At 74.2% G+C, this 23,882-nt stretch carries 27 protein-coding genes and 1 pseudogene; 17 read left to right on the forward strand and 11 right to left on the reverse strand.

Going from position 1 to position 23,882, the window contains the following annotated elements:
• The first annotated feature begins 18 nt into the window (after positions 1-18).
• The 6 genes from JOF36_RS03435 to JOF36_RS03460 all read left to right on the forward strand — a co-directional run bounded on the left by JOF36_RS03435 (position 19) and on the right by JOF36_RS03460 (position 4,496).
• Positions 19-351, forward strand: coding sequence for a YbaB/EbfC family nucleoid-associated protein (locus JOF36_RS03435; RefSeq protein ID WP_210024975.1), 333 nt, complete (start codon positions 19-21; stop codon positions 349-351).
• Positions 348-707 (forward strand): type VII secretion target, encoded by a 360-nt coding sequence (locus JOF36_RS03440; RefSeq protein ID WP_210024976.1) that lies wholly within the window; start codon positions 348-350, stop codon positions 705-707. Before JOF36_RS03435 ends, JOF36_RS03440 begins: the two co-directional genes overlap by 4 nt.
• Positions 704-1,576 carry a WXG100-like domain-containing protein gene (locus tag JOF36_RS03445; RefSeq protein WP_210024977.1) on the forward strand — a complete coding sequence of 291 codons (873 nt, stop codon included), beginning with the start codon at positions 704-706 and terminating at the stop codon, positions 1,574-1,576. Before JOF36_RS03440 ends, JOF36_RS03445 begins: the two co-directional genes overlap by 4 nt.
• Positions 1,577-1,668: 92 nt before the next feature.
• Positions 1,669-2,316, forward strand: a complete 648-nt coding sequence (locus JOF36_RS03450; protein ID WP_210024978.1) for a TtfA family protein — start codon at positions 1,669-1,671, stop codon at positions 2,314-2,316.
• 90 nt (positions 2,317-2,406) lie between these two features.
• Positions 2,407-3,468 carry an SDR family NAD(P)-dependent oxidoreductase gene (locus tag JOF36_RS39950; protein WP_210024979.1) on the forward strand — a complete coding sequence of 354 codons (1,062 nt, stop codon included), beginning with the start codon at positions 2,407-2,409 and terminating at the stop codon, positions 3,466-3,468.
• Between the two features lie 20 nt (positions 3,469-3,488).
• A complete protein-coding gene (locus tag JOF36_RS03460; protein ID WP_210024980.1) occupies positions 3,489-4,496 on the forward strand; it encodes an adenosine deaminase in 1,008 nt (335 codons plus the stop codon).
• Positions 4,497-4,502: 6 nt separating this feature from the next.
• Here JOF36_RS03460 and JOF36_RS03465 read toward each other — a convergent pair whose 3' ends face one another.
• Positions 4,503-6,098: a flavin-containing monooxygenase gene (locus JOF36_RS03465; protein WP_210024981.1), complete on the reverse strand. Its 1,596-nt coding sequence runs from the start codon at positions 6,096-6,098 to the stop codon at positions 4,503-4,505.
• Positions 6,099-6,170: 72 nt separating this feature from the next.
• On the opposite strand from JOF36_RS03465, the gene JOF36_RS03470 reads away from it, so the two are divergent.
• Genes JOF36_RS03470 through JOF36_RS03480 form a run of 3 tightly spaced genes read left to right on the forward strand, consistent with a single transcriptional unit; the run spans position 6,171 to position 8,142 of the window.
• The gene (locus JOF36_RS03470; protein WP_210024982.1) at positions 6,171-6,944 is read left to right on the forward strand and encodes an SDR family NAD(P)-dependent oxidoreductase; all 774 of its coding nucleotides are present in this window, start codon (positions 6,171-6,173) and stop codon (positions 6,942-6,944) included.
• Positions 6,941-7,498 carry an orotate phosphoribosyltransferase gene (pyrE, locus tag JOF36_RS03475; protein WP_210024983.1) on the forward strand — a complete coding sequence of 186 codons (558 nt, stop codon included), beginning with the start codon at positions 6,941-6,943 and terminating at the stop codon, positions 7,496-7,498. Before JOF36_RS03470 ends, pyrE begins: the two co-directional genes overlap by 4 nt.
• Positions 7,495-8,142: a TrmH family RNA methyltransferase gene (locus tag JOF36_RS03480; protein ID WP_210024984.1), complete on the forward strand. Its 648-nt coding sequence runs from the start codon at positions 7,495-7,497 to the stop codon at positions 8,140-8,142. The genes pyrE and JOF36_RS03480 overlap by 4 nt, the downstream gene beginning before the upstream one ends.
• A gap of 40 nt (positions 8,143-8,182) precedes the next feature.
• On the opposite strand, the gene JOF36_RS03485 is transcribed toward JOF36_RS03480, so the two are convergent.
• Both JOF36_RS03485 and JOF36_RS03490 read right to left on the reverse strand, forming a co-directional pair.
• Positions 8,183-8,533, reverse strand: a complete 351-nt coding sequence (locus JOF36_RS03485; protein WP_210024985.1) for a hypothetical protein — start codon at positions 8,531-8,533, stop codon at positions 8,183-8,185.
• Positions 8,530-9,213 (reverse strand): sigma-70 family RNA polymerase sigma factor, encoded by a 684-nt coding sequence (locus JOF36_RS03490; RefSeq protein WP_372447359.1) that lies wholly within the window; start codon positions 9,211-9,213, stop codon positions 8,530-8,532. Before JOF36_RS03490 ends, JOF36_RS03485 begins: the two co-directional genes overlap by 4 nt.
• Before the next feature lie 156 nt (positions 9,214-9,369).
• Here JOF36_RS03490 and fbaA point away from each other — a divergent pair, with 156 nt between their 5' ends.
• From fbaA to JOF36_RS03510, 4 genes and pseudogenes are all read left to right on the forward strand, one after another.
• Positions 9,370-10,398 (forward strand): class II fructose-bisphosphate aldolase, encoded by a 1,029-nt coding sequence (fbaA, locus tag JOF36_RS03495; protein WP_210024987.1) that lies wholly within the window; start codon positions 9,370-9,372, stop codon positions 10,396-10,398.
• Between the two features lie 76 nt (positions 10,399-10,474).
• Positions 10,475-10,888 (forward strand): DUF3151 domain-containing protein, encoded by a 414-nt coding sequence (locus tag JOF36_RS03500; RefSeq protein ID WP_210024988.1) that lies wholly within the window; start codon positions 10,475-10,477, stop codon positions 10,886-10,888.
• A gap of 5 nt (positions 10,889-10,893) precedes the next feature.
• Positions 10,894-12,048: an FUSC family protein gene (locus JOF36_RS03505; RefSeq protein WP_307862195.1), complete on the forward strand. Its 1,155-nt coding sequence runs from the start codon at positions 10,894-10,896 to the stop codon at positions 12,046-12,048.
• 173 nt (positions 12,049-12,221) lie between these two features.
• Positions 12,222-12,898 (forward strand): annotated as a pseudogene (locus JOF36_RS03510) (lysophospholipid acyltransferase family protein).
• Positions 12,899-12,911: 13 nt separating this feature from the next.
• On the opposite strand, the gene JOF36_RS03515 reads toward JOF36_RS03510, so the two are convergent.
• On the reverse strand, positions 12,912-13,613 hold the full coding sequence (locus tag JOF36_RS03515) for a hypothetical protein (protein WP_307862196.1): 702 nt from the start codon (positions 13,611-13,613) through the stop codon (positions 12,912-12,914).
• 86 nt (positions 13,614-13,699) lie between these two features.
• Between JOF36_RS03515 and JOF36_RS03520 the strand changes: the two genes are divergently transcribed.
• On the forward strand, positions 13,700-14,974 hold the full coding sequence (locus JOF36_RS03520) for an adenylosuccinate synthase (RefSeq protein ID WP_210024989.1): 1,275 nt from the start codon (positions 13,700-13,702) through the stop codon (positions 14,972-14,974).
• On the opposite strand, the gene JOF36_RS03525 is transcribed toward JOF36_RS03520, so the two are convergent.
• Genes JOF36_RS03525 through nth form a run of 5 tightly spaced genes read right to left on the reverse strand, consistent with a single transcriptional unit; the run spans position 14,975 to position 19,611 of the window.
• The gene (locus JOF36_RS03525) at positions 14,975-16,198 is read right to left on the reverse strand and encodes an MFS transporter (protein WP_307862197.1); all 1,224 of its coding nucleotides are present in this window, start codon (positions 16,196-16,198) and stop codon (positions 14,975-14,977) included.
• Positions 16,186-17,385 carry a MarP family serine protease gene (locus JOF36_RS03530; RefSeq protein ID WP_372447442.1) on the reverse strand — a complete coding sequence of 400 codons (1,200 nt, stop codon included), beginning with the start codon at positions 17,383-17,385 and terminating at the stop codon, positions 16,186-16,188. The genes JOF36_RS03525 and JOF36_RS03530 overlap by 13 nt, the downstream gene beginning before the upstream one ends.
• A gap of 2 nt (positions 17,386-17,387) precedes the next feature.
• Positions 17,388-18,164 (reverse strand): NUDIX hydrolase, encoded by a 777-nt coding sequence (locus tag JOF36_RS03535; RefSeq protein WP_210024991.1) that lies wholly within the window; start codon positions 18,162-18,164, stop codon positions 17,388-17,390.
• Complete coding sequence (locus JOF36_RS03540; protein ID WP_210024992.1) at positions 18,161-18,814, reverse strand: TlpA family protein disulfide reductase; 654 nt, start codon at positions 18,812-18,814, stop codon at positions 18,161-18,163. Before JOF36_RS03540 ends, JOF36_RS03535 begins: the two co-directional genes overlap by 4 nt.
• The gene (gene nth, locus JOF36_RS03545) at positions 18,811-19,611 is read right to left on the reverse strand and encodes an endonuclease III (protein ID WP_210024993.1); all 801 of its coding nucleotides are present in this window, start codon (positions 19,609-19,611) and stop codon (positions 18,811-18,813) included. The genes JOF36_RS03540 and nth overlap by 4 nt, the downstream gene beginning before the upstream one ends.
• A gap of 226 nt (positions 19,612-19,837) precedes the next feature.
• Between nth and JOF36_RS03550 the strand changes: the two genes are divergently transcribed.
• The 3 genes from JOF36_RS03550 (at position 19,838) to JOF36_RS03560 (ending at position 22,261) form a co-directional block, all read left to right on the forward strand.
• Complete coding sequence (locus JOF36_RS03550; RefSeq protein ID WP_210024994.1) at positions 19,838-20,086, forward strand: hypothetical protein; 249 nt, start codon at positions 19,838-19,840, stop codon at positions 20,084-20,086.
• A 173-nt stretch (positions 20,087-20,259) separates the two neighbouring features.
• Complete coding sequence (locus tag JOF36_RS03555; protein ID WP_210024995.1) at positions 20,260-20,934, forward strand: Crp/Fnr family transcriptional regulator; 675 nt, start codon at positions 20,260-20,262, stop codon at positions 20,932-20,934.
• 64 nt (positions 20,935-20,998) lie between these two features.
• Positions 20,999-22,261 (forward strand): MFS transporter, encoded by a 1,263-nt coding sequence (locus JOF36_RS03560; protein ID WP_210024996.1) that lies wholly within the window; start codon positions 20,999-21,001, stop codon positions 22,259-22,261.
• A 22-nt stretch (positions 22,262-22,283) separates the two neighbouring features.
• Here the strand turns inward: JOF36_RS03560 and JOF36_RS03565 are convergent, their stop codons facing one another.
• Both JOF36_RS03565 and JOF36_RS03570 read right to left on the reverse strand, forming a co-directional pair.
• Entirely contained in the window at positions 22,284-23,072 is a 789-nt protein-coding gene (locus JOF36_RS03565) for an MBL fold metallo-hydrolase (RefSeq protein ID WP_210024997.1), read from the reverse strand.
• Positions 23,069-23,872: an NUDIX hydrolase gene (locus JOF36_RS03570; RefSeq protein ID WP_210024998.1), complete on the reverse strand. Its 804-nt coding sequence runs from the start codon at positions 23,870-23,872 to the stop codon at positions 23,069-23,071. The genes JOF36_RS03565 and JOF36_RS03570 overlap by 4 nt, the downstream gene beginning before the upstream one ends.
• Positions 23,873-23,882: the final 10 nt, after the last annotated feature.

Consider the following 23,882-nt stretch of genomic DNA (forward strand, 5'->3'; position numbering starts at 1 on the left):
GCGTCATCGTCGCCGGCCATGGAGCGCATCACGCCCGCCGCCGTACCGACGGCGCAGACCTGGCTGGACGAGTACCGCGAGCGCATCGAGGCGGTCCGGGCCCGGGCCGAGGACGCCCGGGCCCGGGTGCTGTCGGTGACCGCGACCGCGCAGACCCGCGACGGCGCGGTCGCGGTCACCGTCGACGGCTCCGGGGCGCTCACCGACCTGCGCTTCGGTGTCCGGTCCGACGACCTGCCCCGGCCGCGGCTGGCCGAGACGGTCCTGCGGCTGTCCCGCGAGGCCGCCGCCGACGCGCGGAAGCAGGTCACGGCGATCATGGAGCCACTGACCGCGGAGACCGGGCGGTGACCGCGGCGGGTGACGGGTTCCGGGTCGAGCCCGGCCGGCTCGACGGGGTGGCGGACCGGATCACCGGTGCCGTCGCCGCCGTCGAACGGGCGCGTCCGTCCGGAGAGCAGCTCTCCGGCGACGCCTTCGGGCTCGTCGGCGGGTTCTTCGCCGGCGCCGCGATCTCCGCGATGGGCACCGGTGCCGGCGCCGTCGACGGTCTGTGCCGGTGCCTGCACGAGGCGGCCGACGAACTCCGCGCCGCGGTGCGCAGCTACGAGAACATCGATCTCGACGCGGCACGGTCGTTCCTCGCGGTCGAGGTGCCGGAGTACTCCGCCGAGGTCGGCGGCGCCGGCCCGGGCGCCGGGCGATGACGGCACCCGCGCCCGCATCGGATCCGGCCGCCCCGGCGGACGAAGCGGGCGGAGCGAACGAAGCGAACCGAGCGGACGAGCGGACCGACGCGCTCGTCGAGGGCAGCGGGATCGTCTCGTCGTACTACGACCTGGGCGAGGCACTCGACGAGCAGGACGGCGCCGGGGTGGCCTGGGCCGCGGCCGCCGCGGGCCTGGAGACCCTGGGGTTCGTCGCCGACCCGTTCGGATCGCTGACCTCCGCCGTCGCCGGCTGGGCGATCGAGCACCTGTGGTTCCTGCGCGAGCCGCTCGACGCCCTCGCCGGTGATCCGGCCGGGATCGCGGCCACCGCGCGGAGCTGGCAGGCGCTCTCGCAGGTGCTGACCGCCGGGGCAGACGACCTGCGCGCGGCCGGGACCGACGCGAACGGCGCCTGGCACGGCACCGCCGCCGACGGGTTCGCGGCCACGGCGGGCGAGGCCGCGGCCGCCACCGAGCGGATCGCCGGGCAGTCGATGCTGATCGCGGAGCTCGTGCTGCGGACCGGTGCGACGGTCGGCGCCGAGCGGGCGATCATCCGGAACGCCGTGGCCGACTTCCTGGCCTCGCTGGTGTCCGCAGGTGTGCTGTCGCTGATCACCGGTGGGGCCGCCACCCCGCTCACCGTGACCAACGCCCTGCTCGACGCCGTGGCGCTCGGTCACCGGCTGGGCGACCGGGTGGCGACGCTGATCGAGACGCTGCGGCGGGCGGCGGAGATTGCGGGCGACGCGGAGCGGGCCCTGCGGGCCACGCTCCCCCAGCTGGAGCGGCGGATCGAGCACGGCAAGCAGGAGGCGGCGGCCCATGCGGCCACCGTCCGGGGCGGTGCGGAACCGGCCGCGTGAGCGGGTCGCCCACCCGACGTCCCCCGGACAGGGGCACGTCGAGGTCGTGGCGTTACCACGTCGCGACCCCGATCGGTACTACGCTCCGCGGCATGTCGGTCTGGTTCGTCATCGCCCTCGTCGCGGTCGTCGTCGGCGTCGGTCTGCTGGTCTACGACCGGTTCCGCGGGGGCGCGACCCGCGACCGGAAGCGCTGGGCCTCGATGCGGGAGTGGGAGTACCTCGACTCCGATCCCGTCCTGCCCAGCCGCTGGCGCTACGGGACGATCCACCAGGGCGGACCCGGCGTGGCCCGGAGTCTGGTCACCGGCGACGTGCCGACCCCGGACGGCCCGCGCAAGGCCTACGCGTTCGACCACGAGCAGGCGGGCCGGGTCAGCTCGGTGCTCTGCGCCGTGCAGGTGCAGGAGTCGCTGCCGGCCGCCGTCGAGCTGCGGTTGCCGTCCGCGCCGCTGCCCGACGACGCGGGCCTGGACCTGCTGGAGCCGGTCGGTGAGCGCTACGCCTTCGTCAGCGATGCCGAGGCCGTGCGCCCGCTGCTCACCTCCCGCCTGGCCGACGCGAGCGACGCGGTCGGCGAGGACGTCGAGCTGCTCTGGGCCGAGGACGCCTGGGTGCTCGCCGCGGCACCGGTCGGGATCTCCTCCGACCGGATGCAGGACCTGCTCGCGGATCTGGCGGAGGTGGCCACCGCACTCGAGGAGGGCCTGCACGCCAAGCGCCCCACGGTCGAGTCCTGATCAGGTCGTATTCACGTTCCGTAGATCGACAGACACGGCAAGTGACCACCCGAATGCGTTAGCCCACTCGGGCCTCGGTACCCTTTTCGAGTGACCTTGGCTCTCATCACCGGCGGTGGCTCCGGGATCGGCGCGGTGCTCGCCGACCGGCTCGCCTCCCGCGGACACGATCTGCTCCTCGTCACCCGTGATGCCGGCCGGATGCACGGGACGGCCCGGGCGCTCGCCGCCCGGCACGGCGTCCGGGCCGACGTCCTGGTGGCCGACCTCGCGACCCGGCACGGGCTGTTCCGCCTGGAGGCGCTGCTCTCCGGGCCGGAGGCGCTCGCCGTGGACGTGCTCGTGCACGACGCCGTCTCGGAGGTCGCCGGGACCCCGGGCGTCCTGCTGACCGTCGGCCAGCAGCAGTCCCGGATCGACCTGGGCGTGACGGCGACGATGCGCCTGACCCACGCCGCGCTGCCCGGGATGCTGCGCCGCGGAACCGGTGCGGTCGTCACAGTGGGGACGCCGGCGCTGCCGGCCGAGGAGCCGTCGACGTCCTGGGCGGTCGCCTTCACGTCGGCACTGGCGTCCACGCTGGGCGGCACCGGTGTGCGGGCCGTCGCGGTCCGGCCCGACGGGCGACCGGGATGGACCGGACGCGACGGTGAGGTCGTCCTCGCCGATCTCGACGCGGGCCGCACGGTGAGCGTGCCCGGTGACCGGAACGTGCTGCGTGAGCTCCCCCGCCGGGTGGCCGCGGCCGGCGCCCGGGCAGCCCGCCGGGGTGCCGATCTGCTGTCCGACGTCACCCACCAGCCACCGGCCGGGCCCCCGGCGGCTGCGGCCGCGGTCCCCGCCGTGGCCGTGGACGTGGCCGGGCGCCGCCCGGTTCCCGCGCCGGGGTGCGGGCGCACCCCGGAGGAGATCCTCGCGAGCGGCACTCCGGGGCCGGTCCGCGCGCCGTCCCGGCTGCCCGACCTGCCGGCCCGTCCGGACAGCGGGCGCACGACGGTCGCCGCGCCGGCCTGCGGCCGGTCGGCCCACTACGTCACCGGATCGCTGCGGACCGCCGAGCAGCGGGCCCGGGCGGCGGCGGCCGCCCGCGACCGTGCCCGCCACCGCGGCACCGGCACGCACGCGGTCGCGGGGGCCACCGCCGGCCACTGACCGCCGGGGATGATCGACCCATGACGACGACCGGTACCCCGCCGCTGCCGAAGGCCGAGCTGCACCTGCACATCGAGGGCACCCTGGAGCCGGAGACGGTCTTCGAGCTGGCCCGCAGGCACGACGTCGCGTTGCCGTACGAGTCCGTCGAGGACCTGCGGGCCGCCTACGACTTCACCGACCTGCAGTCCTTCCTGAACGTCTACTACGCCAACATGGTCGTCCTGCGCACCCGGGACGACTTCGCCGAGCTCGCGTCGGCGTACCTGCGCCGCTGCCCGGAGCAGGGCGTGCGGCACGTCGAGATGTTCTTCGACCCGCAGGCGCACACGAGCCGTGGCGTCCCGATCGAGCACGTGATCGGCGGGCTCGCCGACGCGATCGACGCCCACACGGACAGCGTCTCCGCCGGGCTCATCCTCTGCTTCCTGCGCGACCAGCCCGCGGCGGACGCCGAGGCCACGCTCCGCGCCGCGGAACCCCACCTGGACCGGATCGTCGGGGTCGGGCTGGACTCCGCCGAGGTCGGGCACCCGCCGTCGAAGTTCACGACGGTGTTCGACCGCGCTCGCGAGCTCGGCCTCAAGCCGGTCGCGCACGCCGGCGAGGAGGGCCCCGCCGAGTACGTGCGGGAGGCGCTGGACGAGCTCGGTGTGCTCCGCGTCGACCACGGCATCCGCGCGATCGAGGACGACGACCTGGTCGCCCGGCTGCGCCGCGACCGCACACCGCTGACCGTCTGCCCGTTGTCGAACGTCCGCCTCGGCTGCGTCCCCGGGATCGGCCTGCACCCGCTGCCGGAGATGCTCGCCGCGGAGCTGAACGTCTCGGTGCACTCCGACGACCCCGCCTACTTCGGCGGCTACGTGGACACCAACTACACCGCTGTGCGGGACGGTCTGGACCTCACGCCGGACCAGCTGCGCACACTGGCCGAGAACTCGTTCGAGTCCGCGTTCATCGACGTCGCCGCCCGCGACTCCTTCATCGAGGAGGTCCGGGCCTGGGACGGCGGCCGGCCGGGCTGAGGCCGGTCAGGCCGTGGCGGCCAGCCGGACCGGGCGCAGCGGCTCCAGCGGGCGTCCGGCCCCGGTCCGGCCGCGCACGGCGCGGAACGGTGCGAGCCGGAACCGCCGGGTGCGTAGCTGGTACTCGGCGGTGTTCGCCGGCCACATGACGACGTTGAAGCCCTCGTCGTTCTGGTAGTAGCTCGAGCAGCCACCGGTCTCGTACACGGTGCGGGCCGAGCGCCTGCGGACCTGGCGGGTCCAGCGCTCCTCGACCTCGGGCCGCACGTCGAGCGCGCGGATCCCCTTCTCGGCCATCCGGCAGACGGCGTCGGCGACGTAGCGGGCCTGGGCCTCGGAGAACAGCAGCGTCGAGCTGGCGCCGCTGGTCGCGTTCGGCCCCTGCATGAGGAACAGGTTCGGGAAGCCCGGGTAGCTCATCCCCAGGTACGCCCGCGGGTAGGCGCCCCAGTGGTCGTGCAGCGAGCGGCCGCCCGCGTCGTGGAGGCGGTGGGCGATCGGCGCGGTCGCGCCGACCTCGAACCCGGTCGTGAGCACGATCGCGTCGACCTCGGCCCGGGTGCCGTCCCCGGCGACGACGGTGCGGCCGTCCACGTGGGAGAGCCCGCCGGTGTGCAGCGTGCTGTTCGGTGCGCTCATCGCGGGCAGGTAGGTGTTGGACACCAGCGGCCGCTTGCACGCGTAGGTGAAGTCCGGGGTCAGCCGGGAGCGCAGCTCCGGGTCGGGCACGTGGGTGGCGAGATGCCGGCGGCCGACCCGGGTCAGCGTCTCGCGCAGCAGCCGGGAGCGGCGGGTGGCGGCGAGCACCTCGGCCCCGGCGTAGATCACGTCGAACTGCATCCGGCAGAGCACCGGACTGGCCGCGAACACCCGTCGAACCCGTTCGCCGACCGGTCGCTCCGGCTTCGGCATGACCCACGCCGGGGTGCGCTGCAGGACGTGCAGCTCCGAGACCTGCGGTTGCAGCTCCGGGACGAGCTGGATCGCCGTCGCCCCGGTCCCGACGACCGCGACCCGCTTACCGGCCAGGTCGGCCGTGTGGTCCCAGCGCGCCGAGTGGAACACCGGGCCGGGGAACCGGTCGAGCCCCGGGACGTCGGGCAGCTTCGGATCGGCGACCAGCCCGGCCGCGCTGACGAGGACGTCGGCGGTGAGGGTGCCGAGCGGCGTCTCGATCCGCCAGCGCGACCCGGCGTCGTCCCACCGGGCGGAGTGCACGTCGGCGCCGAACCGGACGTGCTCGAGCAGGCCGGTGGAGCGGGCGAGCCTGCGGGCGTAGTCCTGCACCTCGTGCCCGGGCGCGTACAGGTCGGACCAGTCCGGGTTGGTCATGGCGCGGAGCTGGTAGAGCGGCGACGGTGTGTCGACGCCGACGCCCGGGTAGGTGTTGTCGCGCCAGACCCCGCCGACGTCGTCCGCCCGTTCCAGCAGCACGAAATCGTGCACACCGCGACGCAGTAGCGCCAGGCCCACGGCGAGACCGGTGAAACCCGCACCCACGACGGCCACGCGCGAGTGCCGGGCGGACGGTCCGGTGGGGAGCTCGTCGGCGTCGTGGGTGGGGCCGGCCGGTCGCTGGATCGACAGCGCCTCGGACGTCATGTCCTCGACGGTAAAGGGTGTGTAACGGACGGGCACGCGAGAGCGGCGTGTCTCACGGACTACGCTCGCCGGGTGCCCTCCGTCATGATCACGGGCGCGTCGTCGGGGATCGGGGCCGCGTTCGCCGACCGGCTCGCCGCCGACGGCCGCGACCTGGTGCTCGTGGCGCGCGACACCGACCGCCTGCAGGCCGCCGCGCACCGGCTCCGCGACCTCGGCGTCGCGGTCGAGGTGCTGCCCGCCGACCTGGCCGATGCCGGGGAGCGCGCACGCGTGATCCGCCGGCTGGCGGATCCGGATCTCGCCCCGGTCGACCTGTTGGTCAACAACGCCGGTCTCACGCTCGGGGCGTCGTTCCTGGACAACGAGCCGGCCGAGCTGGCCCGGCAGCTGCAGGTCAACGTGGCGAGCGTGCTGGAGCTGACCCGGGCGGCGCTGCCCGGGATGGTCGACCGCGGCAGCGGGGCGGTGGTGAACGTGGCCAGCGTGGCCGGCTTCCTGGCCGGGCGCGGGTCCACCTACCCCGCCGACAAGGCGTGGGTCATCTCCTTCACCGAGGGTGTCGCGGCATCGTTGCAGGGCACGGGGGTGCGTGCGATGGCACTGTGCCCCGGATACGTACGAACGGAATTCCACGAGCGGGCCGGGATCGACATCGGCGCACGGCGCGGCCCGCTCTGGCTGGAGGCCTCGCAGGTGGTCGACGAGGCGCTGGCGGATCTGGACCGGGGACGGGTGGTGTCGGTGCCCTCGAGGCAGTACAAGGCGATCGTCGGACTGGTCGGGGTGATCCCCCGCGGTGTCCTGCGGCGGATCACGGCGGCCTTCGACCGGGACCGCACATGACGGCCCACGCCGACCGGGCCCGGCTCGCCGCCCTGGTCCGGGAGCTCGCCGTGGTCCACGAGAAGGTGACGCTGTCCTCGGGCGCGGAGGCCGACTACTACGTCGACCTGCGCCGGGTCACGCTGCACCACGAGGCGTCGCCGCTGATCGGACGGCTGTTGCGCGAGCTCACCACGGACTGGGCGTACCGGTCCGTGGGCGGGTTGACGCTCGGTGCCGACCCGGTCGCCACCGCGGTGCTGCACGCGGCCGTGCACGAGCCCGGCGCCGACCCGGTCGACGCGTTCGTGGTGCGCAAGGAGACCAAGCAGCACGGCATGCAGCGGCTCGTCGAGGGCCCGGACATCGCCGGGCGGGCGGTGCTCGTCGTCGAGGACACCTCCACCACCGGCGGCTCGGCGCTGACCGCGGTGCGGTCGGTGCGCGCGACCGGGGCGGACGTCGTCGGCGTGTGCACGGTCGTCGACCGGGACACCGGCGCGCGGCAGGCCATCGAGGCCGAGGGAGTGCCCTACCGGGCGCTGCTGGGGCTGGCCGACCTCCAGCTGGGATGACCGACCCGGGGCCCAGCGAGTGGTCGGTTCCGGGGCAGGTCGGTGTCGGCCCCTGGGACGGGCAGTGGCCCGCCGGTGACCGCTGGGATCCGGAGCTCCTGGAACACGGCGACCGGCGCAACGTCGTCGACGCCTACCGCTACTGGCGGCGGGAGGCCGTCGCGCAGGACCTGGCGCGCCGGGCGCACCCGTTCCACGTCGCGATCGAGAACCTCGGGCACGACCACAACATCGGCACCGTCGTGCGGACCGCGAACGCCTTCGGCGCCGCCGGCGTGCACATCGTGGGACGGCGGCGGTGGAACCGCCGCGGCGCGATGGTCACCGACCGCTACCTGTCGCTGCACCACCAGCCCGGCCCGGCGGAGCTCGTGGCCTTCGCCCGCGACCACGGGCTCGCCCTGGTCGCGGTGGACAACCTGCCCGGCGCCGTCCGGCTGGAGGAGACGACCCTGCCGCGCAGCTGCATGCTGCTCTTCGGCGCCGAGGGGCCCGGGCTGTCGCCGGAGATCACCGAGGCCGCGGATCTCGCCGTCTCGATCGCCCAGTTCGGTTCCACCCGGTCGGTCAACGCCGGGGTGGCCGCCGGGATCGTCATGCACGCCTGGATCCGCGACCACGCGAACCTGGCCGACGCCTGGTGACACCGGCGCGGCAGCACCGACCGGCACGCAGCGGGTCGGATCAGCCCAGTGCCGGCAGTGCGCCGGGCAGCAGCACCGACACCAGCGCGATCCCGGCGCCGAGCAGGGCGCCGACCAGCAGGGCGATCAGCGCGGCCCAGAGGATCTGGGTGGTCGCCGAACCGGACCGCACCGCCACCGGAGCGGGCGGGGCCGGGCGGCGCTGCTGCGGCGGCATCGGGCGGGGCGCCGGCGGCGGGACCCGGCCCGGTACCCGTGGCGGGGCGGGGTGCGCGCCGGACGGCCGTGGCGGCGGCATCGGACGACCGCGCGCCTGCGCCTGCAGGGCCTCGCCGACCCGGCGGGCGGCGTCGTCGCGGAAGGGGTCGTTCGGGTTCGGCGTGGCGGTCATCGTGGGTCCCCCTGGCGGCGGGTGGCGGAGGCACCGGCCCGCTCCTCCATGATCCGGGCGACCGCGTCGAGCGCACGGCTGGCGGTGGACTTCACCGTGCCCCGGCTCATCCCGGCGGCCTCGGAGATCTCCGACTCGGTCAGCCCGCCGTAGTACCGCAGCACGAGCACCTCGCGCTGGCGCGGCGGGAGGAACGAGAGCGCGTCGACGACCGACTGGTGCTCGGCCGACAGCATCGCCAGCGACTCCGCGGAGCGGGCGTTGGCCGAGTGCGGCGGGACGTACTCCCGGGCGGTACGACGGCGGCGCAGCACCGAGCGGGAGCCGTTCACCACCGCCGCCCGCAGGTACGCCACGGCGGCGGTCTCGTCCCGCAGCCCGGTCCAGTGCCGGTGCAGGCCGGTGAAGGCCTCCTGCACGACGTCCTCGGCCGTCGCCGGGATGTCGACGAGCAGCATCGCCAGCCGCATCAGCCGCAGCCGGTGGTCGCGGTAGAGGTCGGCCAGGGTGAGCGGCTGCTCGCCCGGCCCGTCGGGAACGGGCTCCGGTGGGAACGGGCTCGGCTGCGGACCCGTACCGTCCGGCGCCGGTCGGCTGTCGATTGCGCGCAACCGGCCCAGCGTCCGGTCGACGGCGTTCTCCGCCCGCTCCTCCTCCACGGGCCCCAGGGTAGTCACCACCCCCGACGGTCCTCACAGGCTTATCGGTTACGCCGGACGGAGCGGGTGACCAGACCCATTGGCGGGATGACTGCCACCGCACACCGGGTACGTGATACTCACCCCGGAGAAGAGCGCTGCGGGCAGCAGCGACCGCTGATGACGAGGAGGCCGGCCGTGCCGATCGCCACGCCCGAGATCTACAACGAGATGCTGGACCGCGCCAAGAACGGCGAGTTCGCCTACCCGGCGATCAACGTGACCAGTACCGAGACGCTCAACGCCGCGCTGCGCGGGTTCGCCGAGGCGGGTTCGGACGGCATCGTCCAGATCTCCACCGGCGGTGCCGAGTTCCTGTCCGGTACCCGGGTCAAGGACATGGTCACCGGGTCGGTGGGCCTGGCCGAGTTCGCGCACGTCGTCGCGGACAAGTACCCGGTGAACGTCGCGCTGCACACCGACCACTGCCCCAAGGACAAGCTCGACAGCTTCGTCCGTCCGCTGATCGCGATCTCGCAGGAGCGGGTGGACAAGGGGCAGAACCCGCTGTTCCAGTCGCACATGTGGGACGGCTCGGCGACCGAGCTGGAGGAGAACCTCCGGATCGCCGCCGAGCTGCTCGACGAGGCCGTCAAGGCCAAGATCGTTCTCGAGGTCGAGATCGGCGTCGTCGGCGGCGAGGAGGACGGTGTCGCCAACGACATCAACGAGAAGCTCTACACCGCCCCCGGCGACTACGAGCGCACCGTCGAGATGCTCGGGGCCGGCGAGAAGGGCCGCTACCTGCTGGCCGCGACGTTCGGCAACGTGCACGGCGTCTACAAGCCGGGCAACGTCAAGCTCCGCCCGGAGATCCTCAAGCAGGGCCAGGAGGTGGCCCGCCAGAAGCTCGGCGCGGGTGCCGCGGACAAGCCGTTCGACCTGGTCTTCCACGGCGGGTCCGGCTCGCTGCTCGAGGAGATCCACGAGGCGCTGGGCTACGGCGTGGTGAAGATGAACGTCGACACCGACACCCAGTACGCCTTCACGCGCCCGATCGTGGCGCACATGTTCGAGAACTACGACGGCGTCCTGAAGATCGACGGCGAGGTCGGCAACAAGAAGGTCTACGACCCGCGCTCGTACCTGAAGAAGGCCGAGGTCGCGATGAGCGAGCGGGTCGTCGAGGCCTGCGAGGCGCTGAAGTCGGCGGGCAAGGCGCTGTAGCGCACGTGGGGTGGTCGTCGCGGCCCGGACCGGACCGCGATGACCGCCCGCGAGCCCGAAGGGCCAAGATGGCGGCATGAGTCTGCACGGCAACCTGCTCGAACCGGAAGCCACGCGCCTGCCCGTCGACCCGGCCGCGGCCGAGCTGGACGGCGGCGCCGACCCGACCGACGTGGCTGCGGGCAGCCCGTCCTCGTCGATCGCGTGGGCGGTGCTGGCCGAGCGTGCGCTGGCGGCCGGCGAGACCGTCGCCGGGTACGCCTACGCCCGCACCGGGTACCACCGCGGTCTCGACCAGCTCCGCCGCAACGGCTGGAAGGGCTTCGGCCCGGTGCCGTGGTCGCACGAACCGAACCGGGGCTTCCTGCGCTCCTGCGGCGCCCTGCTGCAGGCCGCCCAGGGCGTCGGCGAGGCCGCCGAGGTCGAGCGCCTGCGCACGTTGATCTCGGACTCCGACCCGGCCGCGCTCGCCGCCCTCGGTATCGACTGACGCCGGTGCGGACCGTGCGGCCGGGCGTGCGGAGCTCCGGTGAGCGAGTTCGCGCCCGCGTGCGGGCCGGGGCCCGGCGGATGCGGGCGTCCTGGCTGCCGATCCTGCAGTGCGCGTTCGCGGCCGGGCTCGCGCTCTACGTCGCCGCCGACCTGTTCGGGCACCCCCGGCCGTTCTTCGCCCCGATCGCCGCGGTGATCAGCCTCGGCCTCTCGCTGAACTCCCGCCTGCGCCGCGCCGCGGAGCTCGTGGTCGGGGTCAGCCTCGGCGTGCTCGTCGGTGACCTGATCATCGCCGAGATCGGCAGCGGCGTCTGGCAGCTGATCCTGGTCGTCGCGCTGGCGATGAGCCTCGCGACGTTCTTCGACGCGGGCACCCTGATCGTGTCGCAGGCCGCCGCGTCCGCGGTGCTGGTGACGACGCTGCTGCCGCCGGGCGACAGCGGGGGCATCGACCGCTGCGTCGACGCGCTCATCGGCGGCGCGGCCGGCATCCTGGTCGCCGCGGTGATCCCGGTGCACCCGGTCCGGATCGTCCGCCGGGAGTCCCGGCGGGTGCTCGACGACCTGGTCACGGTGCTCACCGAGATCGCGTCCGCGCTGCGCGAGGGCGATCCGCGGTCCTGCTCCCGGGCGTTGCGGCGGGCCCGCGACACCCAGGCCGCGATCGACGGGCTGCGTACCGCCGTCGGGTCCGCGGGTGAGGTCGCGGTGGTGTCCCCGCTGCACCGGCCGCGCCGCGCGGTCCTGCGCCGCTACCGCGAGCTCGCCGACCGCACCGACTACGCCCACCGCAACACCCGGGTGCTGGCCCGCCGCGCACTCGCCGCCGTGGAGGACGGCGAGCGTGTCCCGCCCGAGCTCGCCGACGCGATCACCGAGCTCGCGGCGGCGGTCGGTGCGCTGATCCGCGAGCTCACCCACGACGGCGACCGCGCACACGCCCGCCCGGCGATCCTCGACGCGGTACACCGCGCGTCGGTTCCGGTCGACCTGCCACCGGCGCCCACCTGGGAGGACCCGGTGCCGGCCCGGTCGGTGCCGGTGCTGATCGCCCAGGTGCGCTCGATCGCCGTCGACCTCCTGCAGGCGACCGGAATGACCCGTACCGAGGCGTTGCGCGCACTGCGCGACGAACTGGGTGAATCCGACACGGCCTGATCCGGGTGAAGGGCTTCCGTAACGGCCCGGTCACGGAGCAGAATCGGGCGCGGTTCGGCGCCGGGACGGACCCGCCCCCGCACGGTGTGGTGCGGCCGCCGCAAGCCTCTCGCGATATCGAGGCTCGTTCCGCAAGCTTCTCCCGGTACGGATGCTCTCGATCGGGGTCGCACGTGCAGCTGTTCATCCGCTACGTCCTGGCTCCGCTCGTCCGGCTGCTCTGGCGCCCGCGCGTGCACGGCGCCGGCCGCATCCCGGTCGACGGCCCGGTGATCCTGGCCGCCAACCACCGGGCGGCCGTCGACACCGTGTTCATCCCGCTGATCGCCCCGCGCCGCGTCGCCTTCCTGGGCAAGGCCGAGTACTTCACGGCCGTGGCCTGCGCGGACGGCTGACGGCCACGTTCCTGCGCGCGCTCGGCTACGTCCCGGTCGACCGCGGCAACGTCCGCGCCGGGCTCGCCGCGCTCGCGGCGGGGCGCCGGGTGCTCGAGGCCGGAGGCGCGTTCGGGATCTACCCGGAGGGCACCCGCTCGCTGGACGGCAGGCTGCACCGCGGGCACACCGGGGTGGCCAGCCTGGCGCTGTCCACCGGCGCCGTCGTGATCCCGGTGGGCTTGCGCGGTACCGAACGGGTGCAGCCGGTCGGACGGCTGCTGCCCCGCCTGGCCCGGGTGGAGATCCGGTTCGGCACGCCGCTGGAGTTCAGCCGCTACGAGGGGCTGGAGGGCGCGCCCGCGATCCGGCGCGCCGTCACCGACGAGATCATGGACGCCATCGCCGACCTCTCCGGGCAGATCTACGTGGACTCCTACCACCGGCGCCCGGACGAGGGGCGCGACGCCGCCTGAGCCCGGTGGCCGGTCAGCCCGGGAGGACCGGGTGCCAGGGCTCGGTGTGCTTGTACCAGGCCCAGCGCCGGATCTCGCGGGGGTAGGGCTCGCCGTCGCGGACGGGGGTCGCACCCGTCGTCCCGATCTGGATCGCCCGTCCCTGCGCAGCCCGCACCCCCGAACCGCCGCGGACCCGGACCCCGTCCGGCCCGGCGTCGACGACCAGCTTCGGGACCTGGCCGTGGAACACCCGGGTCGCATCGCAGTAGGCCTCACCGTGCAGGTCGGGGATCTCCCCGCGGCCGACCAGGACGCCGCCGGAGTCGTCGCGCAACAGCGGCTCCGGGCGGGCCGAGCCGCTCCGTGCGAGCGTGACCGCGGCGGCGAACGACCGTGGCAGCCCCCAGTTCGCGGCCGCGCGCGACCGGCGGGACACCGGGAGGTAGGCGACCTCGGTGCCCAACGCGTCCTTGCGCAGCAGACGGACCAGCACCGCGGCCAGGTCGGCGTCGTCGCCGTGCACGATCAGCCGCCCCGCGGTGCCGAGCAGCGGATCGACGACGTCCTTGCCCGGTCGCGGCCCGGCGGTGACCGAGCGCACCGCCGGGTCGGCCAGCAGAGGCGCAGGTGGCCGTTCCCGGCGGGCACCCGGACGGATACCGTGGAGCCGGAGCCGGTGACGTTCCTGCGGCACGCAGATGAGCAGCACCGCTTCGGGATCGGTCGAAACCACTGATCGAGTACCCTCCTCGCCGCGGTATCCGGAAACCACGCCCGGAACCGCGGCCGTGACGAGCGTGTTGAACTGGAGTCTCTTACATGCCCGCAATCGTGTTGATCGGCGCCCAGTGGGGCGACGAGGGCAAGGGCAAGGCGACGGACCTGCTGAGCGGCGAGTTCGGCTGGGTCGTCCGCTACCAGGGCGGCAACAACGCCGGGCACACCGTCGTCACCCCGGACGGCCGTGACTTCGCGCTCAAGCTCATCCCGTCCGGCATCCTCTCGCCGGGCGTCAAGAACGTGATCGGCAACGGGGTGGTCGTCAACCCCGAGGCGCTGATCGAGGAGAAGGCCGGGCTGGAGAAGCGCGGCGTCGACACCTCCGGCCTGCTGATCTCGGCCGACTCGCACCTGATCATGCCGTACCACGTGGAGATCGACCGGGTCACCGAGCGCTACCTCGGCAAGGCGAAGATCGGTACCACCGGCCGCGGCATCGGCCCGGCCTACCAGGACAAGGTGGCTCGGGTCGGCGTCCGTGCCGCCGACCTGCTTGACGAGAAGATCCTGCACCAGAAGGTGGAGGCGGCCCTCGAGCTGAAGAACCAGATCCTGGTCAAGGTCTACAACCGGCGCGCGCTGGACTTCCAGGAGGTCGTGGACACCGTCCTGGAGCAGTCGAAGGTGTTCGCCGACAAGATCGTCGACACCCGGCTGCTGCTGAACCAGGCCCTGGAGCGCGGCGAGACGCTGCTGCTCGAGGGCTCGCAGGGCACCCTGCTCGACGTCGACCACGGCACCTACCCGTTCGTCACGTCCTCGAACCCGACCGCGGGCGGCGCCTCCGTCGGGTCCGGTATCGGCCCGAACAGGATCGACCGCGTGATCGGCATCCTCAAGGCCTACACCACGCGCGTGGGCTCGGGTCCGTTCCCGACCGAGCTCCTGGACGAGATGGGCGAGTGGCTGCGCAAGACCGGCGGCGAGGTCGGCGTCAACACCGGCCGGGCCCGGCGCTGTGGCTGGTTCGACGCCGTCATCGGCCGCTACGCCGCCCGCGTCAACGGCATCACCGATTTCTTCCTGACCAAGCTGGACGTGCTGTCCGGCCTCGAGTCCGTGCCGATCTGCGTCGGCTACGAGGTCGACGGTCACCGGGTCGACGAGATGCCGATGACCCAGACCGGCTTCCACCACGCCGTGCCGGTGTACGAGGAGATGCCCGGCTGGTTCGAGGACATCTCCGGCGCCCGGGCCTGGACGGACCTGCCGAGCGCCGCGCAGGCCTACGTGGAGCGGATCGAGGAGCTCACCGGGGCACCGGTCACCGCGATCGGCGTCGGCCCCGGCCGGGACCAGACGATCACCCGCTGATCATCGGCGGGCCTCGGCGGCCTCCCGTGCGGCCGGCTCGGCCCGTACCGGGGTGACCATGACGGCGATCAGCGGCGCGAGTGCGGCGGCGGCGAATCCGGCGCCGTACCCGGCCGTTCCGACCAGCGCACCGAGCGCCACCGGGACGGCCGAGGCGATCGCGTTCTGGCCGGTGTTCTGGATCCCGAGCGCCCGCCCGGACCAGGCCCGGCCGGCGAGTTCGGCGGTGCTGGTGAAGGCCAGCCCGTTGTCCGCGACGGTGACGACCGTGCCGACCGCCAGCATCGTCACCGCCAGCCACCCGGCAACCGCATCGCCGAGCCCGAACAGCAGCAGCACGACGGCAGCGGCCACCGCGATCTGACGCATCGGCCGCAGCCGGGAGCCGACCCGGTCCGACCACCAGCCGGACCCGATCCGGCCTGCCGCGCCCGCGACCTGTCCGGCCGCGACGAACGCACCTGCCGCCGCCACGCCCCACCCCTGCTCGCGCACCAGGTACTCGGTGCCGAACGAGGCCACCGCGAACTGCGGGACGACCAGCAGGGCGGACGCGCCGTGCACCCGCCACAGCACCGGCGTGCGGTACGGCGAGCGCTCCGGCGCCGCTCCGGCCGCCCGCGGGACCCGCGGCGGGTCCGGGGCCAGAGCCAGCACGAGGACGGCCGAGACCAGGCACAGGCCGGCCGGCAGCAGCAGCGCCGTCCACGGACCCACCGCCGCGCCCAGCGACGGCAGGGTGAGCCCGGCCAGCGCGACGCCGAGCGGCTGTGCGGTCTGCCGGATCCCCATCGCGGTGCCGCGCTCGTGGGCGCCGAACCAGCCCATCACCATCCGGCCGCTGGCCGCGAACACCGACGCCGCCCCGGCACCGCCGAGCACCAGCAGCGCCATGACGGCCTGCCCCGGCAGCAGCGCCGTCCCGGCGACGGCGACGGCACACACGGTCAGTCCGGCGGCGATCACCAGTCGTTCCCCGGTGCGGTCGGCCACGGCGCCCCAGGCGATCAGGGTGAGCAGCAGCCCGGCGGTCGGGGCGCCGACGTAGGCGCCGGCCCCGGCGAGCGAGAGGCCGCCCGCGTCACGCAGCAGCGGGACGAGGAACGGCATCCCGTAGACGAACGAGCAGGCCGCCGTCTGGGCGAGCACACCGACTCCCAGGACCACCCAGCGGCGGCGGTTCCGGACGACGTCGGAGGTGGTGGGACGGGTCAGGACGCGCACTCCCCGGTGTCGACCGGTGTCGAGCCGGAGCCGACGGCGACGTTGAGCGCGTGCGCGACCTGCTCGGCGGTCAGCACGAAACCGGTCTCGGAGTCGTCCAGCGCGGCCCCGAACACCACGCCGACCACCCGGCCGTCCGGGGTGATCATCGGGCCGCCGGAGTTACCGGAGCGCACCACGGCGCGGACCGTGTAGACGTCGCGGACCACGCTGCCCTGCTCGTAGATGTCCGGGCCACGCAGCCGGATCCGTTCGCGCACCTTGCCCGGCGTCACCGTGTACGGGCCGTCCAGCGGGTAACCGACGATGATCACGTCGTCGCCGACACGGGCCGGGTCCGGGGTGAACCGCAGCGGCTCCTCCTCCAGCTCCGGGACGTCCAGCACGGCGACGTCGACCTGGGGGTCGTAGTGGATGACCTCGGCGTCGAGCCGGCGGGTGCGGCCGCTCGCCGTCGTCACCTCGACGGTCGTGCTGGAGGTCCCGGCGACGACGTGCGCGTTGGTCATGACCCGTTGCGGCGCGACGACGAACGCGGTGCCCTCGAGCGCCCGGCGGCAGGACGGCGCCCGCCCGCGGACCTTGAGCACCCGGTCCCGGACCTCGGTGACCACCGGGTCCTGCGCCAGGTTCGAGTCCGGCGGGCCGACCGCGGCGACCGGGGTGCGGGAGAACGGGCTGACGACGTTGGGGAAGCCGGAGTCGTCGAGGATCTGCCGGAGCTCGGCGGGGAGCTCGCGGGCGGCGTCCGGCATCACGCCGTCGACCGCGGCCAACACCTGGGAGTCGCGCAGACCGCTGGTCAGGGTCGCGAAGCTGGTCGAGGCCAGCGGCAGCGCGATGAGCCAGGCGGCGACGACCACCGCGACCGCCTGGACACCGGCCCCGAGCGTGGAGTCGACCTTGAGCGTGCCCTCGCGGCGGATCCGGTCCCGGATGAACCGTCCGAGGTAGACCCCGGTGGCCTCGCCGAGCGCGACCAGCAGCACCACCGCGCCGATCCCGAGCAGCACCTTGGCCTGCTGCGACTCCACCTGGCCTGCCAGCAGCGGCGCGACCCGCAGGCCCAGCACCGCCCCGGTCAGCACACCGAGGAAGGACAGCAGCGCCACCGCCACCCCGTGCCGCCAGCCGGACGCCGCCGCCAGCAAAGCCAGGATGACGACCACCACGTCGACCCAGCTGATGCTCACCGGCCCACCTCGCCGGAGGACTCGACGGGGTCGGTCACGCGCTCTCCTCGAAGGTCGTCGCGGCAACGGGTGCCGAGATGTCGCCGGGCGGTGGCCCAGGCGGTGTCGAGCTCCTCGACCCGGGTGCCGTCCCAGGGGCGTTCCCAGCCGGAACGGTGCAGCAGGGCGGACAACAGGCTCCCGGTGAATCCCCAGATCACCAGTCCGGAGGTCCGGAAGGCGGGCCCGGTGTGCCCGCGTGGCCCGCGGACGGTGAACCGGTTCGCCGGGTCGGTCAGCACCGGGACCGGCACCCGGACCACCCGTGCGACCTCGGCCTGGTCGACCGCGCGGACCGGGACCGGGTCGGCCCAGTGCGCGAGCACCGGTGTCACGAGATACCCGGTCGGTGGGATGAACAGGTCCGGCAGCACGGCCAGCGGCACGACACCGGCCGGGTCCAGCCCGGTCTCCTCCTGCGCCTCGCGCAGCGCGGCGTGCACCGGCCCGGTGTCACCCGGGTCGAGGCGCCCACCGGGGAACGCGACCTGGCCGGCGTGCGAGCGCAGCGTCGACGCGCGTTCGGTGAGCAGTACATCCGGGCCGTGTCCGTCTCCGTGGTCGTCGCCGAACAGCATCAGCACGGCGGCGCGGCGGACACCCGGCCCGTGGCCGGCGGGGTCCCGGCGCGCCCCGAACCAGGCCGGGTCCAGGCCCTGTACGCCCTCGACCAGCGGCTTCAGCGAATCCGGGGCGGCATCCGGATCCGGGGCTGGGAACTCGACGGCGGTCACCGGAGCTTCTCCACCGCGGCGGCGACGTCGTCGGCCGAGCGGAACGGGATCGGCGGGTCGACCATGACGGGCGTGCCGTCGGCCCGCACGACGTAGCTGAACGGCAGCACCGGCGGCGTGTCCAGCGCGGCTCGCAGCGCGCCCTGCGGGTCGGTCAGTGCCGGCAGCGTGATCCCCAGGTCGGCGAGCAGGCGCAGCGCCGCGACCGGGTCGTCCTGCACGTCCACGGTCAGCACCGGCACCGCTCCCGCTCGGCCGGCGTACTCGGCCAGCGCGGGCAGCTCGTCGCGGCACGGTACGCACCACGACGCCCAGAAGTTGATCAGTACCGGCCGGCCGGCGACCGCGGCGCCGGCATCGACGTCACCGTCCGCGCCGAGGCAGGGCACGGTGATCCCGGCCAGCGGTCCGGCCGGGGGCGCACCGGTCGGGGCCGGGCAGGGCTGCAGGCCGGCGGCATCGCGGGCCGCTGCCAGTGCCACCGGGTCGGCGGCGGCGGGATCGGACTCCGGCCGGGCCGTCGCAGGCGGCGCGGCCGGGCCCGTGGGGGCCGGTGCGGAAGGCCACAGGGCCCACACCGCGAGCGCGACCAGCACCACGACGACGACCGTCGAGGCGATCTCGGAACGGGTGGCGCCCGTCCGGCTCACGCGCCGTCCCCGGTGATCCCTGCCATTTCCAGCAGGTGGTCCCGCTCCGGGCCCTTGACCAGCGCGGCCGCCTCACCGGGGTCGGTCGGGCCGAGCCCGTAGGCCGGGCAGTCGAAGGCCAGCGTGCAGGCGCCGCAGGCCGGCTTGCGGGAGTGGCACACGCGGCGGCCGTGGAAGATCACGTGGTGCGACACGATCGTCCAGTCGCGGCGCGGGACGAGCTCACCGATCGCGTGCTCGACCTTGACCGGGTCCTCCTCGGTCGTCCAGCCCCAGCGGCGCACCAGGCGCCCGAAGTGGGTGTCGACGGTGATCCCGGGGACGTCGAACGCGTTGCCCAGGATGACGTTCGCGGTCTTGCGGCCGATGCCCGGCAGCCGCACCAGCTCGTCCAGGGTCGCGGGCAGCTCCCCGCCGTGCCGCTCGACGACGGCGGCCCCCAGCCCGATCAGGGAGGTGGTCTTGTTCCGGTAGAAGCCGGTCGGCCGGATCAGTTCCTCGAGCTCGGTGCGGTCGGCCGAGGCGTAGTCGGTAGCCGTCGGATACCGGGCGAACAGGACGGGGGTCACCTGGTTGACCCGCTCGTCGGTGCACTGCGCGGACAGGATGGTGGCCACCGCGAGGTCGATCGGCGTCGAGAAGTCGAGCTCGCAGTGCGCGTGCGGGTACGCCTCGGCCAGGGCGCGCAGGATCCGGTTCACCCGTCGCGCTCGCCCGATCGGGTTCTCCCCGGCTGCGACCCGCGCGGCGAGACCGGCCGCGGCGCGCCGGGTGGGCCGCCGGACGGAGGTGCTCACGTCACCGAGCGTACGGGTGGCCCCTGACAGGTGTGTCACGGTGTCGAGCGGACGGTCGTGTCCCCGGCAGGACCGGTCGCCGACCGCGCACGACGCCGAACGGCGCACGTTCACCGGCGAACGTCCGATCGGCGGTCGGCAAGGTCACGAACGGGTCACGAAGCCGGGTGACGCGCTACCCCCGGCGGGGCGCGGCACGAATGGGTAGGAGAGGATCGGAGGTGCCATGACTGCCTGGTTGAGCGTCCTAGTCCCGCTGCTCGTGATGTTCTTCGCGCTCGGCATGGAGCGCGTGGAGTCCCGCCTGCGGGAGTCGACGGTGCGACAGGATGAGCTGGACGAGATGCTCGAGCAGCCTCGTCCGGACGAGGTGCGCGCCCTGTTCCGGTCCGGCACGAGCCGGGCCCTGGAGCTGTTCCGGCTGCGTAACCGCCGGCGACGGAGTGGGCGGCGCAGCCAGGTTCCGTCCGCGTGACAGCGGTGTGTCAAGATCATGACGGGCGGCTGCGGCGCATCCGATGAAACGAACAGGCCCGATCGGACGAATGCACGATCGGGCCCGTGGTGCGCACGTGTGTGGCGAAGGCCTCTACACTGGCGCGCCGACGACCCGGCGTGAGGAACGCGGCCGGTGAACGAGGAGTTGCAGTGGACGAGGTTCTGATCCGGGCCGGGATCTTCCAGGGTGTGGAGCCCCAGGCCGCCGAGGCGTTGGCCGAGGCGCTGGAAGCCGCCGATTTCTCCCGTGGGCAGGTCATTTTCTCCGAGGGCGAGCCCGGGGACCGGCTCTACATCGTCGCCGGTGGGAAGGTGAAACTCGGCCGCAAGTCGCCAGACGGCAGGGAGAACCTGCTGATGGTGGCAGGCCCGTCCGACATGTTCGGCGAGCTGTCCATCTTCGACCCGGGCCCGCGCACGTCGTCGGCGACCGCGGTGACCGAGGTGCGGTGCTTCACGATGGACCGCGCCGCGCTGCGGGAGTGGATCAGCAAGCGCCCGGAGATCGCCGAGCAGCTGCTGCGGGTGCTGGCGCGCCGCCTGCGCCGCACCAACAACATGCTCGCGGACCTCATCTTCACCGATGTCCCGGGGCGTGTTGCGAAGTCGCTGCTGCAGCTCGCCCGCCAGTTCGGCTCCCAGGAGTCCGGCCTGCTGCGGGTGACCCACGACCTCACCCAGGAGGAGATCGCCCAGCTGGTCGGCGCCTCCCGGGAGACCGTCAACAAGGCGCTCGCCGACTTCGCGCACCGCGGCTGGCTGCGGCTCGAGGGCAAGAGTGTGCTGATCCTGGAGCCGGAGCGGCTGGCCCGCCGGGCCCGCTGACGCCGGACCCGCCTCCCGGGAACACGCTGGTACGCCCGTACCAGGGTGTGTGATTCTGCACGGCGTGGCCGCTTCCCTCCCCGACTACCGGGCCGCCCTGCGAGCGCCGGGCGCCGCCGCGCCGGTCTGCGCCTCCGCGATCGGGCGGTTCCCGATCGCGATGCACAGCCTCGCGACGCTGCTCTACGTCCGTGAGATCGAGGGCTCCTACGCCCTCGCCGGTGCCGTCTCGGCGGCGCTGCTGGTCGGGACGGCGGCCGGAACGGTCGTCCAGGGGCGCCTGCTCGACCGGCTCGGCCCGACCCGGCCGATGCTGGTGCTGGTCGCGGTCTACCTGGTCGCGATCACCGGCCTGATCACCTGCATCGAGGCGCGTGCCGCTCTCGGCGTGACGGTCGCGGTCGGGCTGCTGGCCGGTCTCGCCACGCCGGCGCTCGAGGGCTCGTCGCGCGCACTCTGGTCGGACCTCACCCCGGCCGGGCCGCGTCGCGAGGCCGCGTACACCTACGAGGCGATCAGCCTCGAGACGTTCTTCATCCTCGGCCCGGCGCTGGTCGCGCTGCTGGTCGTGGCCACACCGTGGCCGGGCACCGCGCTCGTGGTCGCGGCGTCGGCCGAGCTGGTCGGGACGACGTGGTTCGCGCTGACCGCGGCGGTCCGGCGGCGTTCGGCCCGGATCCGCGCCGCCCGGGCCACGGGCTCGCTCACCCACGAGTCCGGGTTGCTCGGCGTGTTCCGGCGACCGGGCCTGCGCACGGTGGCGCTGGCATCGCTCGGGTTCGGTCTCGTCGCGGGGACCGCGGAGGTCGGGGTACTCGCCGCCGCCGAGTTCGCGGGATCACCCGCGGCCGGTGGCCTCCTGCTCTCCGCCTGGTCGGTGGTGTCGGTGCTGGCCGGCGTCCTCTACGGGATGCGGCCCTGGCCCCGCCCGCTGCACCTGCGACTGCCGGTCCTGCTCGGCGGCTTCGCCCTGCTCGTGACGGCGATGGGTCTGGTCTCCCCGCTCGGCTCGCTGGTGCTGCTCGGGGTGATCATGATGGCGGCCGGCGCGCTCATCACGCCCCAGGTGACCGCACACTCGCTCGGTGTCGAGCGGACCGCGCCCGCGGACTCGGCGACCGAGGCCTTCAACTGGATGGTCATGGCTGCGGTGCTGGGTGTCTCGGCCGGACAGGCGCTGTCCGGCATCATGATCGACCTGCTCGGGCCGGGTGGCTACGCGGCCGGAGGGGCACTCGGCCTGCTGGTGGCCGCGCTGCTGTGGCTGCGCCGCGGCACGGTGGCCGCCGCCGACGTGCCACGCGAACCCGCCGGGAGCCTCGCGTGAACGGCGGGCGCGGGGCGGCGGGTCAGCCGCGCAGGTGGTCCAGCTGGGCGCGCACGGACAGCTCGGCCGCGTCCCAGAGCGAGGTGTCGACGTCGGTGTAGACGACCTCGACCACCTCCCGGGCGCTCGCGTCCGGTCCCAGCTCGGCCAGCGCCGTCCGCACCTGCTCCAGGCGCTGCTCGCGGTGCGCGAGGTAGGTGTTCGCGATCTTCGCCGCGTCCGGCAGCTCCGGGCCGTGCCCGGGCAGTACCGGGGTGCCCGCCGGCAGCTCGGCGATCCGGCGCAGCGAGTCCAGGTACGGGCCCAGTGCACCGTCCGGGTGGGCGATGACCGTGGTGCCGCGGCCCAGGATCGTGTCCCCGGACAGCAGGGCCGCACCGTCCGAGCCGGGGCCGTCGAGCAGCAGTGACACCGAGTCCGACGTGTGACCGGGGGTCGCGATGACCTCCAGCTCGACACCGGCCGCCTCGATCACGACGCCGCCGGTGAGCGGCTCGGTGCCGGTGGCCAGCGACGGGTCGGCGGCGTACACCGGGGCGCCCGTCAGCTCGACGAACCGGCCGGCCCCGCTCGCGTGGTCGGGGTGCCGGTGGGTCAGGACGATCGCGGCCACCGGTGCACCGTCGGCGAGCGTCTCGAGGTGGACCCCGTCGTCCTCCCCGGGGTCGACGATGACGCGCGCGCCGGAGTCCGGCACCGAGACGACCCAGGTGTTGGTGCCGTCGAGCGTCATCGGGCCGGGGTTGTCCTGCAGCAGCACCGATGCCAGCGGGTGCACGGTGCGCAGGCTGCCGTAGAGCGGGTGGCTCATGAACGCGCCTCCTCGTATCGCCAGTCCGGGTCGCCCGGGAGGGTGATCGTCACGACGCGGCCTTCGCGGCGGACCTCGGGGGTGATCGGGTCGATGGCCCGGCGGGCGGCGGCGTCGAGCACTTCGGCGGCGGTGTCGTGGGGGGAGAGCTCCTCCAGCGTGCGCAGCGTGGGCGCCATGAGCTGCAGGTCGCCCGCCGCGTACCCGGCGATCGCCTCGGAGGGGCTCCACCAGCCGGCCTCGACGGCCTCGGTGGTGGCGTCGTCGGCGACCTGGCCCTCGGGGACGCGGGCGACGAGGAACGCGGTGTCGTACCGCTTGGGGTTGCGCATCGGAGTGATCCAGCGCGCCCACGGGACCAGCAGGTCCGCGCGCAGCTCCAGGTCGTGTTCGGCGAGCAGCCCGGGCATCGTCGCGTGACGCCCGACGAGGGCGTCACGCCAGGCGGTGGTGGTGGGGAGCGGGCCGGGCTCGGTGCCCGGACGGGCGGCCAGCAGCACCCCGCACTCCTCGAAGGTCTCCCGCACCGCGGCCGTCACCAGCGCGGCGGCGAGCTCGGACGGCTGCCCGAGCCAGGAGCCGAACCTCGCCGGTTCCGGCCCGCGCCAGCGCCTGGGGTCGGGGACGTCATCGGGGGAGACCCCACCGCCGGGGAACACCGTCATCCCGCCGGCGAATGCCATCCCGGCGACACGGCGCTGCAGGAACACCTGCAGCCCGCCCGCACCGGGCTCGTCGCGGACGAGGAGGACCGTCGCCGCTGGTTTCGGCTCCACCGGGTCGGGAGCTGCGGTGCTCATGGGCGCGACC

The sequence above is a fragment of the Pseudonocardia parietis genome (assembly GCF_017876315.1).
GTDB classification, from domain to species: Bacteria; Actinomycetota; Actinomycetes; order Mycobacteriales; family Pseudonocardiaceae; genus Pseudonocardia; species Pseudonocardia parietis.

What these genes read in the sequence shown, in the direction of transcription:
- JOF36_RS03445 (WP_210024977.1), top strand. Translation starts at nt 704, where the DNA reads ATGACGGCACCCGCGCCCGCATCGGATCCGGCCGCCCCGGCGGACGAA.
- JOF36_RS03550 (WP_210024994.1), top strand. Translation starts at nt 19,838, where the DNA reads ATGACTGCCTGGTTGAGCGTCCTAGTCCCGCTGCTCGTGATGTTCTTC.
- JOF36_RS03450 (WP_210024978.1), top strand. Translation starts at nt 1,669, where the DNA reads ATGTCGGTCTGGTTCGTCATCGCCCTCGTCGCGGTCGTCGTCGGCGTC.
- JOF36_RS03520 (WP_210024989.1), top strand. Translation starts at nt 13,700, where the DNA reads ATGCCCGCAATCGTGTTGATCGGCGCCCAGTGGGGCGACGAGGGCAAG.
- JOF36_RS03485 (WP_210024985.1), bottom strand. Translation starts at nt 8,533, where the DNA reads ATGACCGCCACGCCGAACCCGAACGACCCCTTCCGCGACGACGCCGCC.
- pyrE (WP_210024983.1), top strand. Translation starts at nt 6,941, where the DNA reads ATGACGGCCCACGCCGACCGGGCCCGGCTCGCCGCCCTGGTCCGGGAG.
- JOF36_RS03565 (WP_210024997.1), bottom strand. Translation starts at nt 23,072, where the DNA reads ATGAGCCACCCGCTCTACGGCAGCCTGCGCACCGTGCACCCGCTGGCA.
- JOF36_RS03500 (WP_210024988.1), top strand. Translation starts at nt 10,475, where the DNA reads ATGAGTCTGCACGGCAACCTGCTCGAACCGGAAGCCACGCGCCTGCCC.
- JOF36_RS03480 (WP_210024984.1), top strand. Translation starts at nt 7,495, where the DNA reads ATGACCGACCCGGGGCCCAGCGAGTGGTCGGTTCCGGGGCAGGTCGGT.
- JOF36_RS03465 (WP_210024981.1), bottom strand. Translation starts at nt 6,098, where the DNA reads ATGACGTCCGAGGCGCTGTCGATCCAGCGACCGGCCGGCCCCACCCAC.
- JOF36_RS03460 (WP_210024980.1), top strand. Translation starts at nt 3,489, where the DNA reads ATGACGACGACCGGTACCCCGCCGCTGCCGAAGGCCGAGCTGCACCTG.
- JOF36_RS03435 (WP_210024975.1), top strand. Translation starts at nt 19, where the DNA reads ATGGAGCGCATCACGCCCGCCGCCGTACCGACGGCGCAGACCTGGCTG.
- JOF36_RS03570 (WP_210024998.1), bottom strand. Translation starts at nt 23,872, where the DNA reads ATGAGCACCGCAGCTCCCGACCCGGTGGAGCCGAAACCAGCGGCGACG.